The 24,612-nt window shown below is 46.7% G+C and carries 17 protein-coding genes; 7 read left to right on the top strand and 10 right to left on the bottom strand.

What is annotated here, in order from left to right; all coding sequences use genetic code 11:
- Positions 1 to 2: 2 nt before the first annotated feature.
- From KIO97_RS04360 to KIO97_RS04350, 3 genes are all read left to right on the top strand, one after another.
- Positions 3 to 1,127 carry a BamA/TamA family outer membrane protein gene (locus tag KIO97_RS04360; RefSeq protein WP_285381171.1) on the top strand — a complete coding sequence of 375 codons (1,125 nt, stop codon included), beginning with the start codon at positions 3 to 5 and terminating at the stop codon, positions 1,125 to 1,127.
- Between the two features lie 9 nt (positions 1,128 to 1,136).
- Positions 1,137 to 2,201: a DUF4056 domain-containing protein gene (locus tag KIO97_RS04355; protein ID WP_285381169.1), complete on the top strand. Its 1,065-nt coding sequence runs from the start codon at positions 1,137 to 1,139 to the stop codon at positions 2,199 to 2,201.
- Positions 2,202 to 2,522: 321 nt separating this feature from the next.
- Entirely contained in the window at positions 2,523 to 3,827 is a 1,305-nt protein-coding gene (locus tag KIO97_RS04350; protein WP_005429278.1) for a dicarboxylate/amino acid:cation symporter, read from the top strand.
- A gap of 99 nt (positions 3,828 to 3,926) precedes the next feature.
- On the opposite strand, the gene KIO97_RS04345 is transcribed toward KIO97_RS04350, so the two are convergent.
- The 4 genes from KIO97_RS04345 to KIO97_RS04330 form a co-directional block, all read right to left on the bottom strand.
- Positions 3,927 to 4,301 carry a YkvA family protein gene (locus KIO97_RS04345; protein ID WP_285381167.1) on the bottom strand — a complete coding sequence of 125 codons (375 nt, stop codon included), beginning with the start codon at positions 4,299 to 4,301 and terminating at the stop codon, positions 3,927 to 3,929.
- A 221-nt stretch (positions 4,302 to 4,522) separates the two neighbouring features.
- Positions 4,523 to 5,647 carry a M20 family metallopeptidase gene (locus KIO97_RS04340; RefSeq protein WP_285381165.1) on the bottom strand — a complete coding sequence of 375 codons (1,125 nt, stop codon included), beginning with the start codon at positions 5,645 to 5,647 and terminating at the stop codon, positions 4,523 to 4,525.
- Positions 5,648 to 5,656: 9 nt separating this feature from the next.
- Complete coding sequence (locus KIO97_RS04335) at positions 5,657 to 6,124, bottom strand: YjiG family protein (protein ID WP_005374849.1); 468 nt, start codon at positions 6,122 to 6,124, stop codon at positions 5,657 to 5,659.
- A complete protein-coding gene (locus KIO97_RS04330; protein WP_285381163.1) occupies positions 6,124 to 6,864 on the bottom strand; it encodes a nucleoside recognition domain-containing protein in 741 nt (246 codons plus the stop codon). Before KIO97_RS04330 ends, KIO97_RS04335 begins: the two co-directional genes overlap by 1 nt.
- Positions 6,865 to 7,286: 422 nt before the next feature.
- On the opposite strand from KIO97_RS04330, the gene KIO97_RS04325 reads away from it, so the two are divergent.
- A complete protein-coding gene (locus tag KIO97_RS04325; RefSeq protein ID WP_122020301.1) occupies positions 7,287 to 7,610 on the top strand; it encodes a hypothetical protein in 324 nt (107 codons plus the stop codon).
- Positions 7,611 to 7,701: 91 nt separating this feature from the next.
- Positions 7,702 to 8,418, top strand: coding sequence for a DsbA family protein (locus KIO97_RS04320; protein WP_285381161.1), 717 nt, complete (start codon positions 7,702 to 7,704; stop codon positions 8,416 to 8,418).
- Between the two features lie 125 nt (positions 8,419 to 8,543).
- Here the strand turns inward: KIO97_RS04320 and KIO97_RS04315 are convergent, their stop codons facing one another.
- Entirely contained in the window at positions 8,544 to 9,344 is an 801-nt protein-coding gene (locus tag KIO97_RS04315) for a helix-turn-helix domain-containing protein (protein WP_038881326.1), read from the bottom strand.
- A gap of 192 nt (positions 9,345 to 9,536) precedes the next feature.
- Between KIO97_RS04315 and KIO97_RS04310 the strand changes: the two genes are divergently transcribed.
- A complete protein-coding gene (locus KIO97_RS04310; protein WP_039977979.1) occupies positions 9,537 to 10,709 on the top strand; it encodes an MFS transporter in 1,173 nt (390 codons plus the stop codon).
- Positions 10,710 to 10,797: 88 nt separating this feature from the next.
- Here the strand turns inward: KIO97_RS04310 and KIO97_RS04305 are convergent, their stop codons facing one another.
- From KIO97_RS04305 to KIO97_RS04285, 5 genes are all read right to left on the bottom strand, one after another.
- Positions 10,798 to 12,858, bottom strand: coding sequence for an alpha-amylase (locus KIO97_RS04305; RefSeq protein WP_285381159.1), 2,061 nt, complete (start codon positions 12,856 to 12,858; stop codon positions 10,798 to 10,800).
- 192 nt (positions 12,859 to 13,050) lie between these two features.
- A complete protein-coding gene (gene mtgA / locus KIO97_RS04300) occupies positions 13,051 to 13,728 on the bottom strand; it encodes a monofunctional biosynthetic peptidoglycan transglycosylase (protein WP_285381158.1) in 678 nt (225 codons plus the stop codon).
- A 183-nt stretch (positions 13,729 to 13,911) separates the two neighbouring features.
- Complete coding sequence (glgB, locus tag KIO97_RS04295; RefSeq protein ID WP_285381156.1) at positions 13,912 to 16,140, bottom strand: 1,4-alpha-glucan branching protein GlgB; 2,229 nt, start codon at positions 16,138 to 16,140, stop codon at positions 13,912 to 13,914.
- A gap of 226 nt (positions 16,141 to 16,366) precedes the next feature.
- Positions 16,367 to 18,547 (bottom strand): 4-alpha-glucanotransferase, encoded by a 2,181-nt coding sequence (gene malQ / locus KIO97_RS04290; RefSeq protein ID WP_285381155.1) that lies wholly within the window; start codon positions 18,545 to 18,547, stop codon positions 16,367 to 16,369.
- Between the two features lie 117 nt (positions 18,548 to 18,664).
- A complete protein-coding gene (locus tag KIO97_RS04285; protein ID WP_285381153.1) occupies positions 18,665 to 21,118 on the bottom strand; it encodes a glycogen/starch/alpha-glucan phosphorylase in 2,454 nt (817 codons plus the stop codon).
- Between the two features lie 568 nt (positions 21,119 to 21,686).
- On the opposite strand from KIO97_RS04285, the gene malT reads away from it, so the two are divergent.
- Complete coding sequence (gene malT / locus KIO97_RS04280) at positions 21,687 to 24,395, top strand: HTH-type transcriptional regulator MalT (protein ID WP_005429257.1); 2,709 nt, start codon at positions 21,687 to 21,689, stop codon at positions 24,393 to 24,395.
- Positions 24,396 to 24,612: the final 217 nt, after the last annotated feature.

Genomic DNA, 24,612 nt, shown 5'->3' with positions numbered 1-24,612 from the left:
AGATGAAAGCCTCTTATACCTTGATGGTCGCGACCCTGCTTTTGGCACCTCGCAGTTTTGCGATGCAGCAAGACGACAGTAGCCTGGTGGATGACATCCTAACCAAACTGGGATCAAGTGAAACCGTGGATGAATCGAAGCTGATCGACTGGGGTATATTACCCGGTCCTTTCGTCAATCCAGAACAAGGCTTTGGTATCGGCATTGCCGCAGTGGGCCTATACACTCCTTACGATTGGCAGAAAGGCGATCCTTATTCCACCGTCACCGTCACTTCTTACGGTTCAACTTCAGGCTCCTATGGTTTGGGGGTAAATAACCGCTCCTATTTACAAGGTGATAAAGTTCGTCTCTTAGGTGAAGCCTGGATAAGCCACACTCCCGGTTACTATTGGGGTATTGGCAACCAAGCAGCTGAGAACGACGACAATAAAGTTCAGTATGAAGGTCAACGTTTACAACTGAGCCCCAAAATCGCCGTAGAAGTCGCCCCAAATACATACGCCAAGCTGGGCTGGCAATGGCAGTCATTCAGCAAAGTTGACGGCGTGGATGGCGATATTCTTCCTTCAGAAGTTGCCGACGCCACCAGCAGTGGTGTCTTAGTTGGGATGGAATATGATACGCGTGATTTCGAGCCAAACCCCATGCGTGGGCAGTTTCTCGATATTGAATGGATTGCCAACCGCGATTCACTCGGTAGCGATGAAGATTACGATAACCTAGTTGCCAACTATCGCCTTTACCAACAATGGTCTGACACGACGATTGTTGCAATGGAGGTATATTCACAATCGATTTTCGGTGACGCCCCTTGGTTTGATTACGCCCAGCTGGGTGATGACCAGCGCATGCGTGGTTACTACCAAGGTCAATATCGCGATAAACATCAGCTCTCCACACAAATAGAAATCCGCCACACCATTGCTGGTCGTCATGGTGTTGTGGGTTGGTTGGGTGCAGGCAATATCGCACCTACTTATCACGACTTATTCGCAAGCAGTTGGCTACCAACTGTCGGGGTTGGTTATCGATTTGCCTTTAAGGCACGTATTAACGTGCGCGTTGATTTAGGCGTAGGCAAAGACAGCACCGGTTTTTATTTCCAAATTAATGAAGCATTCTAGGAGTAGGGTTTGAAGAAAGCAGCACTATTACTACTAAGCCTTTGTAGTGGGTTTGTCCATGCACAAGAATTGAAAGCACCGGTTGGCGTCAGGCCATGCTGTGCCTTCGGTGTAGACCTCAAAGCGCAATTAGGAAGTGTGCCAGTTCCTTTCTTCTCTCTCGAGAATGTCTTATCCAGCAACGAAGTGGGTACTCACCACTATAATGATGGCAGCGAGTCAGTCTCTGGCAGCTTGCTGGGCCTAAATGAAGAAGCTAACGGCATTATCTTTACCGAACTAGGCGGCTTTATTGATACGGCTCACGTTCGCGATACTGCCGATTACACCTATTATTTGTTTACTCTCAACCAACATTACCTCGGCCGCGCAGCGCATCTTGACTTGCCTGAAGAACTTCGTGTTCGTCGTATTCGTTGGTATGAACAAAAGGAAAAGCTCAGCGAAGAGGAAAAGCTCGATCGCAGTGCTCAGGCTGCAGCGCTAACCGCGTTTCGTCTTGCTCAATGGCATGAGATTGCGCAATGGTTCGGTATGGTATCGGTGAGTGGCTTTAAAGAACTGGCGTCCGCCTTTTCATCTGAAGATCTGTACTCCAACATGCTTGGAGCAAAGTTAGCCAAGCAAGTCCTGCTGGACAACCCTGAACTCGATCAAAAAGGCTTTTCGAAAGCAATGGACAGCGCTTTTAAACAAGCACTTAAGGATCTCAAAGCCCAGTCCAAAGCGATTACTAAAGAGAAAATTCAGGAGCTTGATGGAAATTGGTGGGACAGCTCAAGACGCCTACCGGATAAGTGGGTGGTTCGATTCCGAGATTACCATATGGCATTGAATTTAACACCCAACTACCCTACTGCGAGCCATGAACTTTCACTATCTGCAACCTTTGCAAACCAGCAGCCGATCGACCAATGGATGAGCGTTGAGTTTAGAGCAAACGACAAGGAAAAGGCCTTCTCTGAGTTACCTAAATCATTGACCTCAAAATCAATTTGGACACCTGAAGATTACCAACAGATTTCAGATTTCGCTCGTTCTGTCGACAACAAGACACGCCCACCACTCAAATAAAGACTCATTATATAAAATGAATAGGTACTGCCTAGTTATGCACTAGGCACTTAAAACCACTCTTTTATGCATGCAGTTTCCGACCATTTGAGAATGTAAGAAATCTTTTCTATCGGTTGTAAATTCGATAAATTTGTTAAATGGCAAACTTTTTATCCATCCATATAGTTATCATTTGGTTAAAATTCTATTTTTTAAAGTGATTAGCTTCACATCTATTAACCATTTAGACGATTATTCTTTCGTATTTTCACACTCCACTGCTAATCTGCTCGCCGCCTTGAAGTGAACTCAAGGTGCATAACTATAAGGAGTGTTCTCATGAATACCAAGAAACCGATGTCGCTCACCAGCCGCGTAATTTTGGGTATGGTAGCGGGTATCTTGACAGGATTTGCAATTCGCACACTTTTCGCCGACAACGGATTTGTCGACGCATACATTGTTAATGGATTATTCGAAGTTGGTGGACAGATCTTCGTTGCCAGCTTAAAAATGCTTGTAGTACCACTGGTGTTCGTTTCACTAGTTTGTGGTACAAGCTCTCTAAAAGACCTATCAACATTAGGTCGCATGGGTGGTAAAACCCTTGCTTTCTACGTAGCAACGACTGCTATCGCAATCACACTTGCTCTAACCATGGGTACGCTATTCCAGCCGGGCGCTGGTGCAGACCTAACCGCAGCAAGTTCATTCAAATCAGCAGAAGCGCCATCTTTGGGTCAAGTGATCATTGATATGTTCCCGACTAACCCAATCAGCGCAATGGCAGAAGGTAAAACTCTGCAAGTGATCGTGTTCGCCGTACTATTCGGTATCGCAATCAGTGCAGCTGGTAAGCCTGGTGAGCGTATCGCCGCTTTCTTCTCTGATCTGAATGAAGTGATCATGAAATTGGTTGCGATTCTGATGAACCTAGCGCCTTACGGTGTGTTCTTCCTAATGGCGAAGCTGTTTACAGGTCTTGGTCTAAGCGCAATCTTCAACCTTGCTGAATACTTTGTTGTACTGGCAGGTACGCTATTGCTGCACGGTCTGGTGACTTACAGCTTGATGCTAAAAGGCTTCACTGGTCTAAACCCAATTACGTTCCTACGTAAGATGGAAGACGCAATCATGTTTGCTTTCTCTACAGCATCATCGAACGCGACCATTCCAGTGACAATGGAAACGGCTAAGCACCGCATGGGTGTTGAGAACCGCGTATCATCGTTCACAGTACCGCTAGGTGCAACCGTGAACATGGACGGCACGGCGATCATGCAAGGTGTGGCGACAGCGTTCATCGCACAGGCATTCAACATCGACCTAACTATGGGTGACTACCTAATGGTTATCATGACGGCAACATTGGCGTCTATCGGTACCGCAGGCGTTCCTGGTGTTGGTCTAGTAATGTTGGCAATGGTATTGAACCAAGTAGGTCTGCCACTAGAGGGCATTGCACTTATCATGGGTGTTGACCGTCTACTTGATATGATTCGTACCGCAGTTAACATCACCGGTGACAGCGCAGTGACGATCATTGTTGCTAAATCGGAAGGTGCATTGGATGAAGCTCGCTTCAATGATCCAATGGCCGGCGTAGCCGAAGAAGAAGTGCACCTGAAACGTGCTGACGCCTAAATCGTTCTACGATTAAACTATCCTGTCTAAATGAAAGCCCCGATGGAAACATCGGGGCTTTTGTTTTATCTGCAATCTAAAGAATAGGTCATAGCTGCCCTATTCCGTCATCGAACTCAGCTTTTCTCTCGCTTGTTCTTCATGCTCGTCAGTGATGGCATTGCCGACCGAGTTCGCCGCCAGAGTCAGTACCGCCATGTCATCGGTAAAGCCGACGCCTGCTAGTACGTCTGGCACCATATCTGTTGGTAGGACGAAGTAAGCCAGCGCGCCACCTAAGATAGCCTTGTGGCGAACAGAGGTATTGGAATCTGCCATCGCAAGCCATGATTTAATGCCCATAACAGCAATCTCTTCGCCTGCTTTCTTGACGGAGTTTTTCATTTTACGCCAGAAGGTTTTCTCATCTGGCGCTTGCATCGTTTGGTCTAAGACGTCATCGGACGCCGAATTTACAGACATGCTTGTGGTCATCGTGCCTCCTAAATTTATGACTGTGGCATAGATATTAAGACCATGAACCTGAACGTAGGATTAATAGCGCGTAATGATAATGAAGGAAGGAAACAAAATGGCTAGATAGAAAAATCCCCAAACCGAAGTCCGGGGATTATTGCCTTGGAAACAAAAAGTTCTGAAAACCAAAAATTTTGGACACCAAAGCTTCGAGAACCAAGCTTTAGAAGCAGAATACCTTATTGAGCAATCTTCTCCAGGACGCGCATCAGCATTTTGATACGTGGTTCGATAGACTCAAGCAACAAGTACTCTTGGTCACTGTGGAAACCCGCACCAATAGGCCCTAGACCATCCAAAGTTGGAACACCAAGAATGGCCGTGTTGTTTGCATCAGAGCCACCACCCACTTCTTTCCAGTTGATGTCGATCGCCAGTTCACTTGCGGCTTCTTCAACTAATGTCATCAGGCTTTCCGTTTGCGCGCTTGGCACCATAGAAGGCTTATAAGCTTCACGAACCAGATCGATGCTCACGCCATCAACGAATGGTGTTTCCAGCATGCCATTTAGCTTGCTATCGACATCATCGTATTCTTCATTGCTCCAGAAACGCACATCCACGATCGCTTCAGCGTGCTCAGGGACGATGTTCGCACCGTTACCGCCAGAAACAATACCGACGTTCAACGTGGTACCAGATTCAAAGTTGGTCATTGCATTGACAGCCAGAATCCAATTCGCCATCTCAGTGATTGCGCTACGGCCATTCTCTGGCTCGTTACCAGCGTGAGCTGCAACGCCATTAAAGGTCATTTTGTAGCGAGCCATGCCTTTGCGCGCTTTCACTAAACCACCGTCTGCACGTGCTGCTTCTGCAACCAGTACATTCTTAGCGTTTTTCGCTACTGATTGAATCCAATCCACAGAATCCAAAGAGCCCGTCTCTTCATCTGGGTTCATGCAGATAGCGATAGACAGCTTATCCAACACCGCTTGGTCTAGATTGCGCATCGCGTATACGATGTTCAGCAAGCCAGATTTCATGTCTGAGACGCCCGGACCGTAGGCTTTCTCTGCGTCTTGAGACATTGGACGAAGCGCAGCAGTACCCACAGGGAACACGGTATCCATATGACCAATCAGCATCACATCGATTTGCTCAGCTTCCGGCTTATTTCGAACTTCGAGACCGATGCCCGCTCTACCACAATCGATGCGTTTTGCGCTCCAACCTGACATCGCTTGGTACTTCTCTTCAAATTGAGAAGCGATGAACTCGATACCATCAGTGGTGTAAGTGCCACAATCCACATTGATTAGCGGACGTAGCTCTTCTAGATATTCATTTAGAGAGAATTGCATGACTCACTCCTAGACAAACAGATTCATCACCAGCATTGCGCCAAACGCGTTCAATACTGAGATTGCAATCATAACTGGGATATAACGACCTTCAGTACCAATTGGACCCATGATACGACCCATGTACTGAACTTGAGAACCCATTAGGTAGATAGCAGGCGCAAGAATCGCAATGTGCGTACCGTTCAGGATGCCTTGGTCAAACAGCGTGATCACTACGCCCACCGCACCGCCCATCGACATCCACGCACCGATCAATACCGCTGCCGCTTCACCCGGAAGACCAAACACCGCCATAATTGGAGAGAACACAGTACCCATCAGATCCAGCGCGCCAGTGATTTGCAGTGCTTTGATGATAACGAACGCCATCAATACGTTAGGAACCGTAGAGGTAGTCGCAATTACCCAGCCTTTCTTAGCACCTTCGACGAAGATATCCGTCACCATTGGTTTTTTCGCTTTAACGTCACCCATTATGCCGTCTCCTCTTTTAGGTTCTCTGATTTGTTTTGGTCTCGTTTGTCTTCTTTACCTTCCGTCATGTTTAGGTAGATACGGAACAGGTTCGCGCCGATGATCTTAAATGCGAACATCACCACAACCGCTAAACCAATAGAAGACGTTACCGCTAGAGAGCCGTCAGCCATCGTCAATGTGAACAGCACGGCACCCGATGAGAAGAAGTTCACGATGGTTGCACCCGCGGTGAACTGGAACATGGTAAATACGTCCGTTTCACGCTTAGTTAGGTGACCTTCATCTTTTAGCTGACGCGTCATTGCCGCACCTGCATCGGTACTTTGTAGAGAAGCAATCAGAGCCAAACCTGAGTTCCCAGGGATGCCCATGAGAGGACGTAGAAGTGGAGTAAGAAGCTTACGAGCTGCTTCAAGTGCACCGTAGTGTTCAAGTACGTTGATCATACCTAATGCGAACATAACAGTTGGAATCAAAGTAAGCGCGAAAATGAAACCGTCACGAGCACCGCTACCGCCAGTACCGCGGAAAGATGTGGTCGCAGCTTGTACCGCGCCGTCTGCACCTTCCGTTACGCCGTAAGCCACTTTACCGAAAGAACCATTAAGCGTTGTAAAGTCGAATACACCGTACCATTCGTTGGATTGCATCAGACCAGAAAAGAACACAACCGCAAACACGAGTGCAATGTAACACCCGATCGTCACCTTGCGTTCAGCATGAACAGGGCTTGTCATAAATTCACCTATATATGTGGAACAGAACACATAGATGATCCCTTGAAAGGTGTGCTAGAGAGATGATCAAAATCAATCCAATTACCGAACAATCATGCCGGTCAATTATGAAGTTTTATTTTATGATTTTAATCACACTTAAAAGATAATAAATATTTATGACCAAGATAAGGTAGATTTATCTAATTACCCGCTTATCCAATCCATTAACAAAGCAAGCTAAAGTTTGGAACAATTTTGTGATTAGCCACATTCTCGACGTGCTTCATGGTTTGTTGCTTATTTGAGATTTCTTGACCAAAAACTAACAAATTTTCTGTGCAATTTAATTTAGGGTGGTTCGGTCATAACTAAGAGAATTATCTAGGGTTTGCCTTTTGCTTCGATCACAATCCAACATCGCTCGATGGACACTTGCCCTTGTGGCTTGGGTTATCATGATCTGTTTAAGTAAAAATGCGGGCCTCTATCAATCTTGCCCTCTCATTGCCGATCAAGTGACGACTGAGCATGCTACTGCGCAGCAACAAAAGAGCGAAAAAGGACTAACGAAACAGTGTGAGCTGTCTGAAAAGCTGATTCAGGTTTCACAAAACCATCTCGACAGCTTTATCGTGCCTTTATTCCTGTTCACGTTGGTCTTGCTCTCCATCAGTGGCGGTGAACGTAACGCTTTCCGTCATCATACCGAACCGATACCCGAAAAAGTTCGGGTGCACCTTAAGCTATGTGTGTTTAGAGAATAAAACCCGATTGCTATTCATCCCCAAATCAATTGTTTTATTTTTAATCACTTCGCGACAAAAACCGCGAAGAAAAAGAGTTTTAGGAAATATCATGAAATTCACACGCACACTATTAACTGTGGCTATCGCGCTGGTACCTATATTTTCACACGCAGCAGAAAAAACTTCAGAAGAGAAGCTACAAGAAATTACTCAACTGCTGAAAGAAAACCCGCAGATCCTAGATTCACTGCATCAAAACCTGCAAGACTACGTCGCTTATCAAAAGACGTTTAACGCGACTTTGGATGAAGCGCGCGCCTATCTTAACGATGGCAAGCACTCTTACTTCGGTGCAGAGAACCCTGAACTGACGATCATCAACGTGACCGATTACAGCTGTCCTTTCTGTAAACGTCTTGAAGGTGAGTTAGTGAAGGTAGAGAAAGAATACCCACAGGTAAAAGTGCTGAACATGACGGTATCGTTCAAAGAACAGTACGAGAAGAACGGTTACAACTCGGCAAGTTACGCATTGAACGTTTGGCAGAACCAACATGACAAGTACAAAGAAGTGCACGACTTGTTGGTGAAGAAGCCGGGTCCACACGATGCAAGTTCACTACAAAAAATCGCTAAGAAGACCGGCACAGCAGCGCAGCTTGTCGACGACAAAGAGACCAAAGCGTTGTTGGATAAAAACTACGAGTACTTCACTCGCCTAGGTCTACGTGGTACACCAGCGATCATCATAAATGACCAAGTCATTCCGGGTTATGTACCTTTCGAAGAGCTTGAGAAAGTCATCGACCAAGAGCTAAAGAAATAACTATCGAAATATAAAGCTATTGAAGTAGCTAAGTGAGAACCGAAAATATCAAAGCCCTTCCCTGAGTCGTCAAGGAAGGGCTTTTCTTTATCAAAAGAGCACGAGGCTAAATAGCAATTGGACGACTATTTGAGCTGACTCCCACCAAAACTTGGCTCATTGTTTAAGTAACTCATTGGCGTGGTCCCCGTCTTTTGGCGGAAAAAGTAAATAAACGCGCTGTCACTTGAAAACTCCAACCGATGCGCAACATCCGATAGCCTCATGCCGCTGGATAACAACTCAATGGCCCCCAGCAGACGCCATTGCTGACGCCAACTTTGGTACGGCATCCCCGTCTCACGATTAAAGATCCTCGTTATCGTCTTTTCACTCGCCCCAACCCATTGGCTTAACTTAGCCAAAGAAGGCGCTGTAAACGCTTCATCATCGATTTTCGCGATCCACGACTGTAATCGATAATCTTTGGGTAACGGCAATTGTAAATAGACATCTTCAGAATCGTTAAGCTCTTCTATAAATAAATTCAGGGTATTGACCTGTTCACTTTCAGGTTTATCAAATGGCCAGAAAGACATCCTTTCGATCAAGATTCTCATCAGAGGCGTCACATCGAAAATTCGAATCTTCCGCGGCAAACGCTCTGTCAACGACGGGTCAAAATAGAGAGAACGGTATTGCGCCACATTCGTTGACTGAGCGTTGTGTGATACCCCTTTAGGAATCCATGCTGCTCTCATAGGTGGCAACACATACTTGACGTCCTCAAGCGTTATCGTCATGCAACCATGTTGTGATGAAAGTAACTGGTCTTTCGCATGGAAATGAATACCTGAATCATGATCCGATACTTCGACAGCGACGCCAATGACCAATCCATTGTGTTCATCAGCACAAAAATGATCACCTTTCGAAAGTAATGCCATTGAAATCAACCTGTCCTTATTTCGATATTTTATGTTTGATTCTCATTATAAACCCAAAGCATGGCATAGATATACTTTGCTGCATCACGTAAACCAAGAAACGTGAAACACGTAATCGAATGTCGTTCACTCAACATCAAACTAAATGTTCAAACGACGCTCAGCAATAGAGGTATTTTTGAGAACTTAACAATGAATAAATTAATAGAAAAAGTGTCCATTCCGTTGGCTGTTGTGCTCTTAATGTTTCCACAGATCATCGAGACAATGTACAGTCCTGCACTGACTTCCGTGAAAAGTACATTTGGCGTCAGTAGCAATGAAGCCGCACAAGCGATGTCCATTTTCTTTGTCGCTTTTGCGTTTGGTGTGGTTTTTTGGGGAAGAATGTGTGACGTCATAGGTCGAAGAGTATCAACGATACTAGGGCTTATCGTCTTCATTATTGCAGCCATTTTTACCATGCTCGCACCAACATTTAATTTGCTGCTAACCGGTTTTGGTTGCTGCGCTTTTGGAGCGGCGGTTGGTTCTGTCTGCACGCAAACCATCATTCGTGATGGCTATCATGGTAAAGAGCTCAGCCACGTTTTTTCGATTGTTGGAACATCGATCGGCATTAGCCCTGTGATCGGAATGTTGGCTGGCAGTTGGCTAACATCATTCGGCGGATACCAATGGGTTTTCATCGCTATGGTCGTGTTCATCATTGCACTGTTGGTTTGGTCGTTGTTCAAATTGCCGGAGACAAAGCCAGCACACACCAAAAAAGATAGCCTGTTATCCGTCGGTATAAAGATGCTGACCGATGCGCACATCTGGTACATCACACTCATGGTAGGGTTGTTTAACATTGCGCTGTTTTCTTATTACAGCATCGCACCATTTATGTTTGAAAAACTGGGCGCAAGCGTTAATTTTTTCGGCAATACAGGGTTCATACTCGCACTGGGTTCTGTATTAGGTTCTGTCATCAATATGAAGTTAATACGCATGCATTTAAGTCACGAAAAGATTGTGATGTTTGCATCGTGGCTACTTTTGATTGGCGGATTTGGTGTATTCATCATGCAAGAGTCAGTTTGGTTTTTCATTCCTGTGGTATTGGTTTCCCTATCATTTGGACTGGCGATTCCAAACCTCTTAAGCGGCGCGTTAACTCACTATCGCGATCACTTAGGGAGTGCAGGAGCACTATTAGGCTTGTTCTATTATCTGGTCATCGGATTTGGCCTTCACAGAGCCGCTGAGTTTGGTGATTTGGCGATGACTTTAATCGGCTGTGCTGGCATTGCTTGTGTCATATCCATCATCAAATATCTTGTTGGACTGATTACTTTCAAAACCTCTGATATTGAGTTTTAAATACGACTATCTAGGAAGAAAAACCTGTTAGCACTCACGCAGCCCCTTCCCACATTCAAGTGAGAAGGGGCTGATGCCGTAGTGTCGTTTATTTCTCACGACCAACAAACGCCACAACAACTTTGTCATTGCCAAGCGAGCGAGAGAACACGTACGCGCCTTCTTGTTCAATTACTTGATGCTGGCCCGCACCAATCGCCGGATGCGCTTTACGGAACTGACCAAGGGTTTGCCAATGTTTTAGCAATGCTTGCTTCTCATCTGACAGTTTCCATACCATGTCAGAGCGTGTGCCTTGGTGGAAATCATCCGCGTATGGACCAATGTTACGACCCACTTCGTCACCGTAGTAAACCTGAACAGCACCAGGGCTTAAAAGCAGTGCATTCGCGGCGTTACGCTGCATGCCGTAATCTTTAAAGCGAGAGAAGAACAACTCAGTATCGTGAGAAGACATGTAACTCACTGGGTTAAAGTCTTTCTCGTTAGCGATTGTGTTTGCATAACTTTGGTAGGTGTCTGCCATTTGGCTGAAACACGCCGCGCCTTTGTCTAACTTCTTCTGCATATCAAAGTTAATCAACGCATCAAAGCCATCGTCAAAATATGGGCTACGATAAGCGGTATGTCCCCATACTTCGCCCATCATCCAGAATGGCTGACCCGATTTTCCGTTCTCTTTACGCCACTGCTCAAGACTGCTTGAAGCCTCTTCTTTCAAGCGTTTCCACACATCGCCTTCAACGTGCTTCACCGTATCGACACGGTAACCATCAATACCAAAGCGTTTCACCCAATCAGTTTGCCACTCAATTAGGTAGTCCGAGACGGTGTAATTGTCACGCGCCTCTACGCGAGTACCAGGGTTATCCAATAGCCACAGCGCAGGCTTCACGGCTTTGTCTGATTCGGTGATAAAGTCAGGCAAACCCGCCAATGACATAGTGATATCACTGCTGCCCGGAGCTGGGTATCCCGGTAGACCTGTTCTTACCCAGTCACCACCCCACCATTTCGCCCAGTTTGGACTCTGGTAATCAATATTCTGGTGGTAGCTATGCCAATTTTCACCCGCTTTTGGTTGCCAGTCGCCCCACTTCTTCGGTAAATCAGCGTTTGGTTTTAACACCTCAATACCGTCAAATTGCAAGTCAGCTAACGTTGAGTAACCGGTGTGGTTGATTACTGCGTCCATCAAGACTTTAAGGCCACGTTTGTGTGCCTCTTCCACCAGCAATTTAAGGTCATCTTCGTTACCAAAGTTCTCATCAATCTTGGTGAAATCACGCGTCCAGTAACCGTGATAAGCGTAGAATGGGAATGAGCCGCTATCGCCACCGCCCACAAAGCCGTGTACTTGCTCAACGATAGGCGATAACCAAATCGCATCGGTACCTAGACTCTTGATGTAATCCAGTTTTTCGATCACGCCTTTTAGGTCACCACCGTGGAAGGTGCCGATCTCTTCTTTGCCGTCTTTCTTGCGCCCATAGCTGTTGTCATTGCTGGCATCAGCATTGTTGAAACGGTCGACCATCACGAAGTAAATGTTGGCATTACGATAATCAAACGGCACTGCTTCTTTGGTTTTCTTCACTGGCTCTAGTAGCACCAAACCGCCGGAGTCTTTGCTTGGTGTCAGCGATACTTGCTGATCTTTTACTTCGACCATTTGCCCAGAATAGGCATCACGCAACTTGGTGCCATCAGGGAAACTGTCACCCAGCGCAATGGTGACTTCTCCGCCTTGGTAAACCTCACATTGCACTTGTGGGATTGGGCGTTTGAATTCAGTCTTCGCGGCTTTCTTAGGCTCTCGCTTGAAGCGCAGTGTTTTCGCTTCCGCATCAAAAGCAAAAGAGTAATCGCCAGTAAAGCGGATTTTTAACGGCAGTTCCGTTGGCTTTCCACAGTTCAGTGCGATCGGTTTGTTGAATTTCACCTTCTGACCATCAGGCGCGACACAATCGCCTTCAACGCCAGTGATTTTGAGCGTGTAGCCATCTTTGGTTAAGGGTACAACCAAGGGCTGCTCTGCACTTAAAGGAAAGTCACGGCTGTTGGTCGTGGTAGATATGGTGATGTTTGGCTCGGCGATGGCACTTGCCGATGCAAGCAATAAGGTAGTCGTAATCAGATTCAGTTTCATCGTTCAGTCCATTGGTTGCGCATGTTTGCTGCGCTAATTTATTAGTTTTGTTCACTAAAATGATACTTGGACTAAATTTTGAGCACATCATTCTATATGCCTACGCCCCAAACCTTGTGGCGCTTCACAGTTTGCTTTTATTGGGGCGTAGTTCTATTTAAGTATGTGGGATAAACGATAAAAAAGAGACACTTACAACTCAACATTACCTAGGTTACGCATTTGAGTCAGAGCCCAATTGGTGCGGTGTTGGGTGTAATTAGTGTGCGGATACACTTTGATCTTGTAAGGGTTCGGCAGAACCACCGCTAACCTCGCCGCTTGCCATTGGGTCAATTGGCTTGCATGAATGCCGTAATAGTTTTGCGCAGCCGCCTCGATACCGTAGATACCGGGACCAAACTCCACCACATTCAAATACACTTCGAGAATGCGTTCTTTACTCCACATCGCTTCCATCAACAGGGCAAAATAGAGCTCGTACGCTTTGCGCACATAAGAGTGTGAAGGAAATAGAAATACGTTCTTTGCAGTTTGCTGAGTAATCGTGCTTGCGCCGCGAGAAGGTCCGTTCTCACCGGCTTGTGAGATAACGGAAAATAACGAATCAAAGTCCACTCCATAATGATGAGGAAACTTCTGATCTTCCGTTGCCATTACTGCTAGTTGGATGTTTTTTGAAATCTCAGACAGTGGCACCCATTCTTGTTGGCTAGTTGCTGGATATCCTTCTGGTGGCGAGATCATACGACTGATCTTCCATCCCCACAGTGGCGGATTTACATACTTGACGAAACCTACCAACAACACAGGAGTCAGTAACAAAACTAATGAAATTTTGAATAGAAACGACTTCAGTCTTTTCAGCATGCTTTATTTGCCTAGCCAGAGTAAGGGATACGCCACTGATGAATCTCTATGTGTGGCCGTTTAATCAAATGGGAGCGAAGATTGCCTGATTCAAGGTAGAACAACAAGGTTACAACGTCAAAAATTGGTTAAAAAAAGCCCGATTTACATTGTAAACCGGGCTTAGTATCTGATTAAAGGCAATTATTTAATCAGCTTGTAGAATACCGTTGATAGAGGTGGCAAACGCAACTCTAGAGATTGAGGTAGTGACTCACTTTCTACTTCTTGCGTTTCTACGCTGTTTAGCACATCAAAACCGCTGCCGTCGTATTTCGCATCGTCCGTGTTAAGCAGAAGTTCGTACTTACCTTCCATCGGCACACCCAAACGGAAATGTTCATGCGGCACTGGCGTAAAGTTGCTAATCACTAATACGCGTTCACCATCTTGACTAATACGCTCGTGCGCAAGGATACTTGCTTCCGCTTCATCTTGTAGACGCCATTCAAAGCCAGCAGGCACACAATCTTGATCGTGCATCGCCGCTTCGTCACGGTACAAATGGTTCAAGTCTCGAATCAGCGCTTGCACGCCTTGGTGACGACCAAATTCTAGTAAGAACCATTGCAACTGATCGTCGTGGTTCCATTCTGCGGTCTGACCAAGCTCTGCCCCCATGAAGTTTAGCTTCTTACCTGGTTGACCATACATGTAACCGTAGTAAGCACGTAAGTTCGCCGTTTGTTGCCACTCATCACCCGGCATCTTGTTATGGATAGAGCCTTTGCCGTACACCACTTCATCATGAGATAACGACAGTACATAGTTCTCGCTGTGTGCGTAAACAAGCGGGAATGTGATGGTATTGTGGTGGTATTTGCGATGAATAGGATCTTCTTGGATGTAAGAAAGACTGTCGTGCATCCAACCCATATTCCACTTAAAGCCGAAGCCCAAACCGCCCATAAAGGTCGGCGCAGATACACCCGGGAATGCCGTCGATTCTTCTGCAATGGTCATTGCATTCGGGAAGTGCTTGTACACTTCTTCGTTCATCCACTTCAGCGTTGCGATCGCATCGTAGTTCTCGTTACCGCCGTCCACATTTGGAATCCACTGATCGTGACTGCGTGAGTAGTCTAGGTAGAGCATCGACGCGACAGCGTCCACACGGATACCATCAATATGGAATTGCTCAAACCAGTAAAGCGCGTTAGACACAAGGAAACGGCGCACATGCTCACGACCTAGATCGTAGATGTAAGAGTTCCAGTCTTGGTGCCAACCACGGCGAGGGTCTGGATCGTGGAACAGAGGCGTACCATCAAAATTCGCTAAGCCATGATCATCCGATGGGAAGTGCGCAGGTACCCAATCCAATACCACACCCAAACCAGCTTGGTGACACGCATCAACGAAGAACTTGAAATCATCTGGAGAGCCGTAGCGACTCGTCGGCGCAAACAACCCTACAGGTTGGTAACCCCAAGAGCCAAAGAACGGATGTTCAGAAACTGGCATCAGTTCAACGTGGGTGTAGCCCATGTCTACAAGGTAAGGTACTAACTCAGCGGCCAGCTCACGGTAGTTTAGGAAATCGCCGTCTGCGTTGCGCTTCCAGGAACCCGCGTGCAGTTCGTAGAAAGACAACGCTTCATCACGTTTCTGCGTCACTGGGCGGTTTTGCCATTTCGCATCTTGCCATTGGTAACGGTTGTGATCGTATGTGATCGACGCGAATGACGGGTATTGTTCAGAGTAGAAGCCCCAAGGGTCTTGTTTATGAGGAAGACCTTCCCCATTTGGACCTTTGAGTTCAAATTTGTATTGTACGCCCTCTTCCAAACCAGGAATGAATAGGCCCCAAATACCGTAATCTAGGCGTTGCATTGGATGACGACGGCCATCCCACTGGTTAAAGCTACCCACTAGGCTGATAGCAGATGCATGAGGCGCATAAACAAGGAAACGAACACCAGAGATGTTTTCACCACCGCGCTCGATGGTCACAAACTGTGAACCCATGTAGCGGTACATGTCTTTTGGTGTGTGTAGATGTTCGTATTCTTGATAAATGTTGTGGTATTGGTAAGGGTCGTCGATGAGCTGCTCTACACCATTCCAGTCGACTGCAAGTTGGTAATGCGTTAGATGCAAGTCACGCTTGTCTTTTAAGATGAAGCCGCTTTCATCTTCACGATCTAGCTCAATTCGAGGTTCGCCGCTGATAACCAATTCAACTTTGTCTGCACCTGGCATCCAAACGCGTAACGATCCTTCGCCGTCATCAATGAATGGACCAAGTGACGCAAATGGGTCTGAGTAAGCCGCCTCAGCTAATAATTGGTAAGCGCGTTCGTGTTTTTTCTTTACCTTGGTTTTCAATTCTTTCTCCCTAGCCCCGATATTCTCCTTATGGTTTTTGAACATCGGATTTCCTCAGCCAAACGTTGTGAATTCACACAATTATAAAAAGCCGCACTCTATCCAAGAGATGAATAAAATAGCGTCAAAAAACAAAAATGCCCGCTATTGTTGCGGGCATAATAACGGTACTCCATCCTAACGGATTGTGCCGATTTAATGAGTGACCTAGGCTGTACTTTCGTACCTCAGCGCAATTAAATTCGCGGATTCCTACATCACTCATGCCACCTTATTTGCTCGCTTTCGCGCGCACTTCAGTCAAGCGCTTAGAAATACGGTTAACGTCTTCACGGCTGAAGATTTCATCAAGGTTCATCGACAGTTTACGACGCCAGTTTGGATACTCATCTACCGTGCCAGGAATGTTGACCGGTTGGTCCATCTCTAGCCAGTCTTCAAGCTGAACACTCAGTAGTGCTGAATCACCCGCAGCCACATGCAACTGCAATGCTTCACTTAGGTAAGAATCCATTGGTACGTATTGCGCATCATGGCCGATGCCTTCTGGTAGGTAACCGTGCCAACGAACGCTGTCTAGGATACCTTGCTTACACTTCAAACGATCCTCAAACAGACCTTCTAGTTGTTGCTCGTCTGGGTACAGACCGATCTCACGCCCCATCTTCAAGTCATCACAGTGCCAGAAACCACGGAGGGTTGGCATATCGTGCGTACACAATGCCGCCATAGACTGCTCAGCGTAGTGCTTCGGAGAAATAAAGCCGCCGTCGTCTTTTGATGTTTCGAAGAAGAACACTTTGTATGAGTGAACGCCTGCGTCACGTAGGATATCCACGATTTCATCTGGCACAGTACCTAAGTCTTCACCGATTACAGAACACTGATGACGGTGAGACTCAAGTGCTAGGATTGCCAGCATGTCTTCAACTGGGTAATACAGGTAAGCACCTTCTGTCGCTTTCTCACCTTTTGGAATCCACCATAAACGAAGCAGGCCAAGAACGTGGTCGATACGCAGCGCACCACAGTGTTTCATGTTGGCACGCAGTAGCTTGATGTACGCGTCGTACCCTGTTGCTTCCAACACTTGTGGGTTTAGCGGTGGTAGACCCCAGTTTTGGCCTAGTGGACCAAGGATATCTGGTGGCGCACCGATGCTCGCATCCAATACTAACGCGCCGTCATCCGCCCAAGTCTCGCTGCCGGAATCCGCAACACCAACCGCAAGATCGCGGTACAAACCAACCGTCATGCCTTTTTCTTCAGCAAGAGCCTGCGCTTCTTTGATTTGGTCGTCTGCAAGCCACTGTAGGTACATGTACAGGTGAACGCGGGCTGAGTTATCTTTAATGTACTTTTGAGTTGCCGCCGCATCGAACGTGCGGAACTTCTCAGGGAATACTGGCCAACCCCAAACGCTTGAATCTTCAGCGTGCAGTTCACCGTGTAGCGCATCGAATGCCGCTTGGTGAAGCAGGCTCTCGCCACCAAGTTCTACAAACTCAAGGAATGCACGAGCACGGTCTGTGTTCTTGTCTAGATGACGCGCTTTAAACTCGCTAAATAGCAGCGGAAGAATGCTCATCTTAAGCTCAGACACTTCTGTGTAGTTCACCCAATGTGATTCACGTGCTTTTTGTAGACGTTGTTGGAATTCAGCGCTGCCAACGCGTTGTTGTGCTTCTGCACTCAGCGCGAATTCAGGCACAGAGCTTACGTCGATGTACATGATATTCAACCAACGACGAGAAGACGGGCTGTATGGGCTCGCACCTTCTGGGTTCGCTGGGAACAATGAGTGAATCGGGTTCAAACCAATGAAGTCACCGCCACGAGATGCGATGTCACTCACCAACTGCTTCAGATCACCGAAGTCACCAATACCCCAGTTGTGCTGAGTACGCAGTGTGTAAAGCTGGATGCTTGGGCCCCATAGCTTTTTGTGTTGGTTTAGGTCTTCTTGTTTGAAACACGCTTTAGGTGTGATGATCAGCGACATTTCGTAAGGGGTCTTGCGACGCTTACGGCTGATGATCAGTTTGTGGTAACCCCATGCCAAGTTCTTTGGCAATGCAAACACTAGAGGGCCACCCTCAGCTCGTTCATCACGAACAATTTGCGACTGAAGATAGCCTTCAAGTACCTCTCCTTGTTCTGTTTCTAAACGCCAGCTAAATTCGCTCTCGCGAGCACTCGTACCTAGGTTTAGTTCCACTTCGACTGGTTCGCCGTCGCGTAAAACAAGAACAGGGGCTAGTACGTCTTTCTTATGTTTTTTCTCAGCAGAAGCCAATAGCTTCTCATCGCTGCTAGTATCGTAGCCAAGTGAAGTGAGCAAGCGGCGCAGTGTTTCTTCAGAAACTTTTGCCTCGTCTCCCCACGCGCTGACGTAGCTATCAGCTAATCGCGCCATGTCTGCGACTTTCTTTAATGCTGTTTGTTCTTTCATCGCTTTCTCCGAAGGTAATACCAACACCTTCCATGTAGGGTTTTATTGTTATCAATAACTAATCTTTGAAAATGACCAAAGGTAGCGCTCGGCTACCTTGGTCTTAACTGGGTTCTATTAACGTTTCACCGCTTCAAGTTTCCAGATGTTGTTCACGTAGTCGCGGATAGAGCGGTCTGATGTGAACTTACCAACTAGGGCAGTGTTAAGAATCGCTTTCTTAGCCCAGCCTGCTTGGTCTTTGTATTGTTTGCCCATTTCTTCATGCGCTTTCACATAAGATGCGAAGTCAGCAAGACATAGGTATGGGTCACCGCCATCGAGTAGGCTATCGAATGTAGCGCGTAGTAGGCCTGGTTGACCTGGCGTAAACTCGTCACCTGTTAGTAGGTCTAGAGACGCTTTCAGTAGGTGATCTGCGTTGTAGTAGTCGTAAGGGTTGTAGCCAGCTGCTTTAACCGCTTTCACGCCTTCAACATCAAGACCGAAGATGTAAATGTTCTCGTCGCCCACTTCTTCACGAATCTCAACGTTAGCACCATCCATCGTACCGATAGTTAGGGCACCGTTAAGAGCCATCTTCATGTTACCTGTACCAGATGCTTCTTTACCCGCTAGCGAGATTTGTTGTGAAACGTCTGCCGCAGGGATGATGATCTCAGCCATGCTCACGCGGTAGTCAGGGATGAATACCACTTTCAGTTTGTTTCCGATGCGAGGATCGTTGTTGATCTTCTCTGCAACCTTGTTCACTGCGAACATAATCTCTTTCGCTAGGTGGTAACCCGGTGCTGCTTTCGCTGCGAAGAAACATACGCGTGGCTCACACTCGAAACCTGGTTCGTTCAGGATACGGTGGTATAGAGACAGAATGTGCAGCAGATCTAGGTGCTGACGCTTGTACTCGTGTAGACGCTTGATTTGAACATCGAAGATAGCATTAGTATCTAGTTCGATACCCATGTTCTCTTTCACCCAGTTAGCTAGGCGCTCTTTGTTCTCTTTCTTAACAGCCATGAATTCTTTTTGGAATTTCGCGTCTGTTGCGTATTTTGCGATGCCTTCTAGCTGCTCTAGTTTCGCTGGCCATTCTGGACCAATTTTCTCAGTGATTAGCTTAGAAAGACCTGGGTTACAGAACTTCAACCAACGACGTGGCGTGATGCCGTTCGTTACGTTGTGTAGACGAGTTGGGTACATCTCGTGGAACTCTGGGAATAGATCTTTCTTAACCAATTCAGAGTGAAGTGCTGCTACGCCGTTTACCGCGTAAGAACCGATGACACATAGGTTAGCCATGCGAACCATGCGGTTGAAACCTTCTTGGATGATAGAAAGCTTCGCTTGCTTCTCACCGTCACCAGGCCACATCTTACGAACTTCTTGTAGGAAGCGGTGGTTGATTTCAAAAATGATTTCCATGTGACGTGGAAGTAGACGCTGGATTAGCGACTCTGGCCATGTCTCTAGTGCTTCTGGAAGTAGCGTGTGGTTAGTGTACGCGAATGTCTGAGAACTGATTTCCCAAGCCGCTTCCCAAGTAAGACCTTTTTCGTCCACTAGGATGCGCATTAGCTCAGGGATAGCAATTGTTGGGTGCGTATCGTTAAGCTGGATTGTCTCTTGCTTAGGTAGATCCGCTAGCGAGTAACCTGCTGCTTCGTGGCGACGTAGGATGTCGCGTACAGACGCTGCTGAGTGGAAGTACTGTTGCATTAGACGCAGTGTTTTACCTTTTTCGTGGTTGTCGTTCGGGTAAAGCACTTTAGTGATGTTACCTGCGTCGATCAGCGCGTGCTGAGCTTCGAAGTAATCACCGTTGTTAAAGCTTTCTAGTGAGAATGGTGCAATTGCCTGACATTCCCAAAGACGTAGAGGGTAAACCGTGTCTGATTCGTAACCTACGATAGGTAGATCCCAAGGCATTGCTTTTACAGACATGCCAGGAACCCATTTACGAACTTCTTTACCGTTTTCATTGACCACTTCAACATGACCGTAGAAGCCGATTTCTTGCGCAAGCTCAGGGCGAGCGATTTCCCAAGGGTAACCCTCCACACCGCGCCATGCGTCTGGTGCTTCTTGTTGGCGGCCGTCTTTGAACGACTGCTTAAATAGACCGTATTCGTAGTGAAGGCCATAACCTACGGTTGGGAATTCTTGAGCTGCACATGAATCCATGAAACAAGCGGCTAGACGACCTAGACCACCGTTACCCAATGATGGATCGCGTTCTTCTTCTAGCAGGTCTGTTAGATTGTGACCTAGTTCAGCCATTGCTTCAGTGATCTCTTCGTAAAGCCCCATGCTGATCAGGTTGTTACCCGTCAAACGACCGATAAGGAATTCTAGTGAAAGGTAGTTAACGCTTTTCGCTTTTTGGATGCGAGCGTCCGCTTCAGTAGCAAGCAAATCACAAGTCGTAAATTCAGCCAGTGCGCGACCCATTGCTAGGTACCATGCGCGGCTATCTGCATTTTCAATCGTGTGAGCGTAAGTTACAGATAGATGTTTCTTCACGCTTTCTTGGAACGACTTCTTGTCAAATTGTTTCTGTTGAGTAGGTTTCATTAAGAAATTCTCACGTCTTTTAGTAATTCATCTGCCATACATCGTGCATTTCCCTCTGTGAATAAACATCCTCCCATTTGTCCTCCCCACAAGGAGGAGGGGGTAGGGCGTAGAGGGCGTAAGCTTGCAAACTTAGTGATCTAAATCGCAACACAGCAGCCTATCGTCCGATTCTTAGTGATTCGGATCACAGCCACCTAATGGAAAGATTAAAATTTGTTCATGACGTTTTTTATTCACCCTTCTCACTCCATTGTAAAAACTGTCTTATCGATCACATTACTTCTTTTAACATTGATAATTTCTCCTTAATAGATGTGCAACTCTTTCTACATGGGATCAATACCACCGGCTTTTAAGTGACCAAAATCACAAATAAAGGGCGTAGTTGATGGCATTTACATCAACTCTCGAGAATTAGGAAGTGGATCAAAGTAAGAGGCATTTCTGATGTCGTAACATCCACAACGACTCGCAAGCTTGTACACTTTTTATACAAACTAGAATTTAGTGGTGTGAGTCAATTTCTAGTTTCGCTAGCTTAAAAAATTTAAGGACAGAATTAATAATGTGGATTCCATCAAAACTTACTCGCCCTGGCCGCTTGCATAATGCGATCGTCCGCCCGCGAGTATTGGACTTACTACAACAAGCGCCTTACTACAAACTGGTACTGTTTCGCTCGCCAGCTGGTTACGGGAAAACCACCATGGCAGCACAGTGGCTATCAGATAAACCGAATGTGGGTTGGTACAGCATCGATGACAGTGACAACGATGGGTTTCGCTTCGTCAACTATTTACTGCAAGCTTTAAACAAAGCGACCAACTACAACTGTTCCAACGCACAAAAATTGGCTGAGAAACGTCAGTTCTCTTCTTTACGCTCTTTATTCAGCGAAGTTTTCGCTGAGATGGCGGATTTTCAGCACGAGTGCTATGTCGTTTTAGATGACTACCATTTGATCACTAACGACGAAATTCACGAGTCAATGCGCTTCTTCTTAAAGCACATGCCAGACAACCTGACTGTGGTGGTCACTAGCCGTGCGGCGCCACCATTGGGTACTGCGAACCTTCGCGTCCGTGATCTGATGATTGAAATCGGCAACGAAATGTTGGCGTTCGATACCGAAGAAACCACTCGTTTCTTTAACCAACGCATTGCCGATGGCATCGATGAAGATATGGCCAATAACCTGCGCACTTACGTAGAGGGCTGGCCATCTGCACTACAGCTAATCGCACTGCAGGCGCAGCACCAGAACCGCACACTGGCACAAACCGTAGAATCGGTGTCTCAGTTTAACCACGCGCATCTGTGGGATTACCTCGTAGAGGAAGTCTTTGACCTTCTCGACCAAGAAACTCGTCATTTCTTGATGCAAGTGTCAGTGCTTGACCACTTCAACGACGAGCTCGTGTTTGCCCTGACTCAGCGTGAAGACGCGCTAGGCATGATTGAATCACTCAACCGCTTCGGCTTGTTTATCTATCCATTAGAAGGTGAGCAAAACTGGTTCCGCTTCCATAACCTATTTGGTGAGTTCTTGTCTCATGAGCGCCTTGCTCGCATTCCTCAACAAGAAAAAGACCTACATCGCAATGCAGCGGTTGCTTGGCTTAAACAAAAAGCCCCTCATCAAGCGATTCATCACGCCCAAAAGTCCAACGACACCGATCTGATCGTAGAAATTTTGAATGAGTTCGGCTGGAAGATGTTCAACCAAGGCGAGTTGACAACCCTAGAGTCGGCCATCAACCAACTTGATAAAGATCTGCTGTTCAGCCATCCGAAATTATCGATGTTGCGAGCTTGGCTAGCGCAGAGTCAACACCGCTATAACCAAGTAGGCAAACTGCTAGCAGAAGCAGAAGAAGAGCACAAAAAGCGTAATATTGAGATCGATTCTGGCTATCAAGGCCAAGCAAATGCCCTACTCGCTCAGGTCGCGATCAACAGCAACCAACCAGAGCACGCATTGGAGCTTGCCGAGCTTGCCTTAAGTCAGCTTGACCCAACCGTATACCGCAGCCGTATTGTGGCTACGTCGGTCGTCGGCGAAGTTAACCACGTATTAGGCAAACTGGATCGCGCATTGCCAATGATGCAGCAAACCGAAAAACTGGCGCGCCAGTATCAGGTTTACCACCAAGCGTTGTGGGCAATCTTGCAGCAAAGCGAAATCATGATCGCCCAAGGCTACGTTCAAGCAGCGTTTGAACTGCAAGATTCAGGCTTCCGTCTGATTGAAGATCAGCAACTTCAACACGTTCCTCTTCATGAGTTCTTGTTACGTATTCGTGCGCAGGTATTGTGGTGCTGGAACCGTTTGGATGAAGCGGAAGAATGTGCGTACAAAGGCCTGCAAATCCTAGAAAACCACTCACCAAGTAAACACTTACACAGCTACTCAATGTTGGCTCGCATTGCCATTGGCCGTGGTGAGTTGGATAAAGCTGGCAAATTCATCGAACATATCCAACATCTGATGAAGCAATCCACTTACCACGTTGACTGGACAGCAAATGCCTCACTTTCTCTGATCTTATTCTGGCAAGCGCGCGGCAATACAGAAGCGATTCAAGAATGGTTGAACACCGCCGTCCGTCCTGAATCGGCATGTAACCACTTCCAACAGTTGCAATGGCGTAATATTGCTCGTGCTCATATCAACCTTGGTCAGTATGATGAAGCGCGCGAAGCACTGGACTTTTTACAAAGCGAAGCTCGCCGTACGAATTTGGTGACGGATACGAACCGTAACTTGGTTGTAGAAGCCATCTTGGCAGCACGCCAGAAAGACGAAGAGCAAGCCAAAACACTGCTGAAAGAAGCACTGGTCATGACAAATCAGACAGGCATGGTAGGTAACTTCTTAACTGACGGCGCAACCATTGGTGGTCTGCTAGAGAAGCTGAGCTTGCGTCATGAATTGGGCGATCTAGAACGCCATCGTGCGCAACAGTTGATGAAAGACATTTCATCTAACCAACGCAGCCGTTCTATTCACTTCGATGAAGACTTTATCGAGAAGCTAGTCAATCACCCGAATGTACCGGAATTGGTTCGTACTAGCCCACTGACTCAACGCGAATGGCAAGTACTTGGCCTGATTTACTCTGGCTTTAGCAACGAGCAAATCGCGCAAGAGCTGGATGTCGCAGGCACAACGATTAAGACTCACATTCGTAACTTGTACCAGAAGCTCAACATTGCCAACCGTAAGGAAGCGATCGTGACAGCGGAAAACTTATTGCAACTAATGGGTTACTGATTGGATTGAGTAAATATAAGTGGTGAGCACAAGGGTTGGCGTTATGCGTCAGCCCTTTTTTATGACTAATTAATCGTTGAAAAGTGCAAATTGCAAAGCACGTAGGAAACGTTGTACATATATACCCAAGTAACCTCGAGATGCTAGGTTCAGCGAGAATGACTTGGTTTGTAGACGCGGCGGCGATTTAAAGGTCTAGTGGATCTAAATCAAGAAT

Source organism: Vibrio sp. B181a, assembly GCF_030248375.1.
Taxonomy (GTDB): Bacteria; Pseudomonadota; Gammaproteobacteria; order Enterobacterales; family Vibrionaceae; genus Vibrio; species Vibrio campbellii.
Note: the sequence above shows the minus strand (reverse complement) of the source record. Positions and strands in the feature narration are given on the sequence as shown.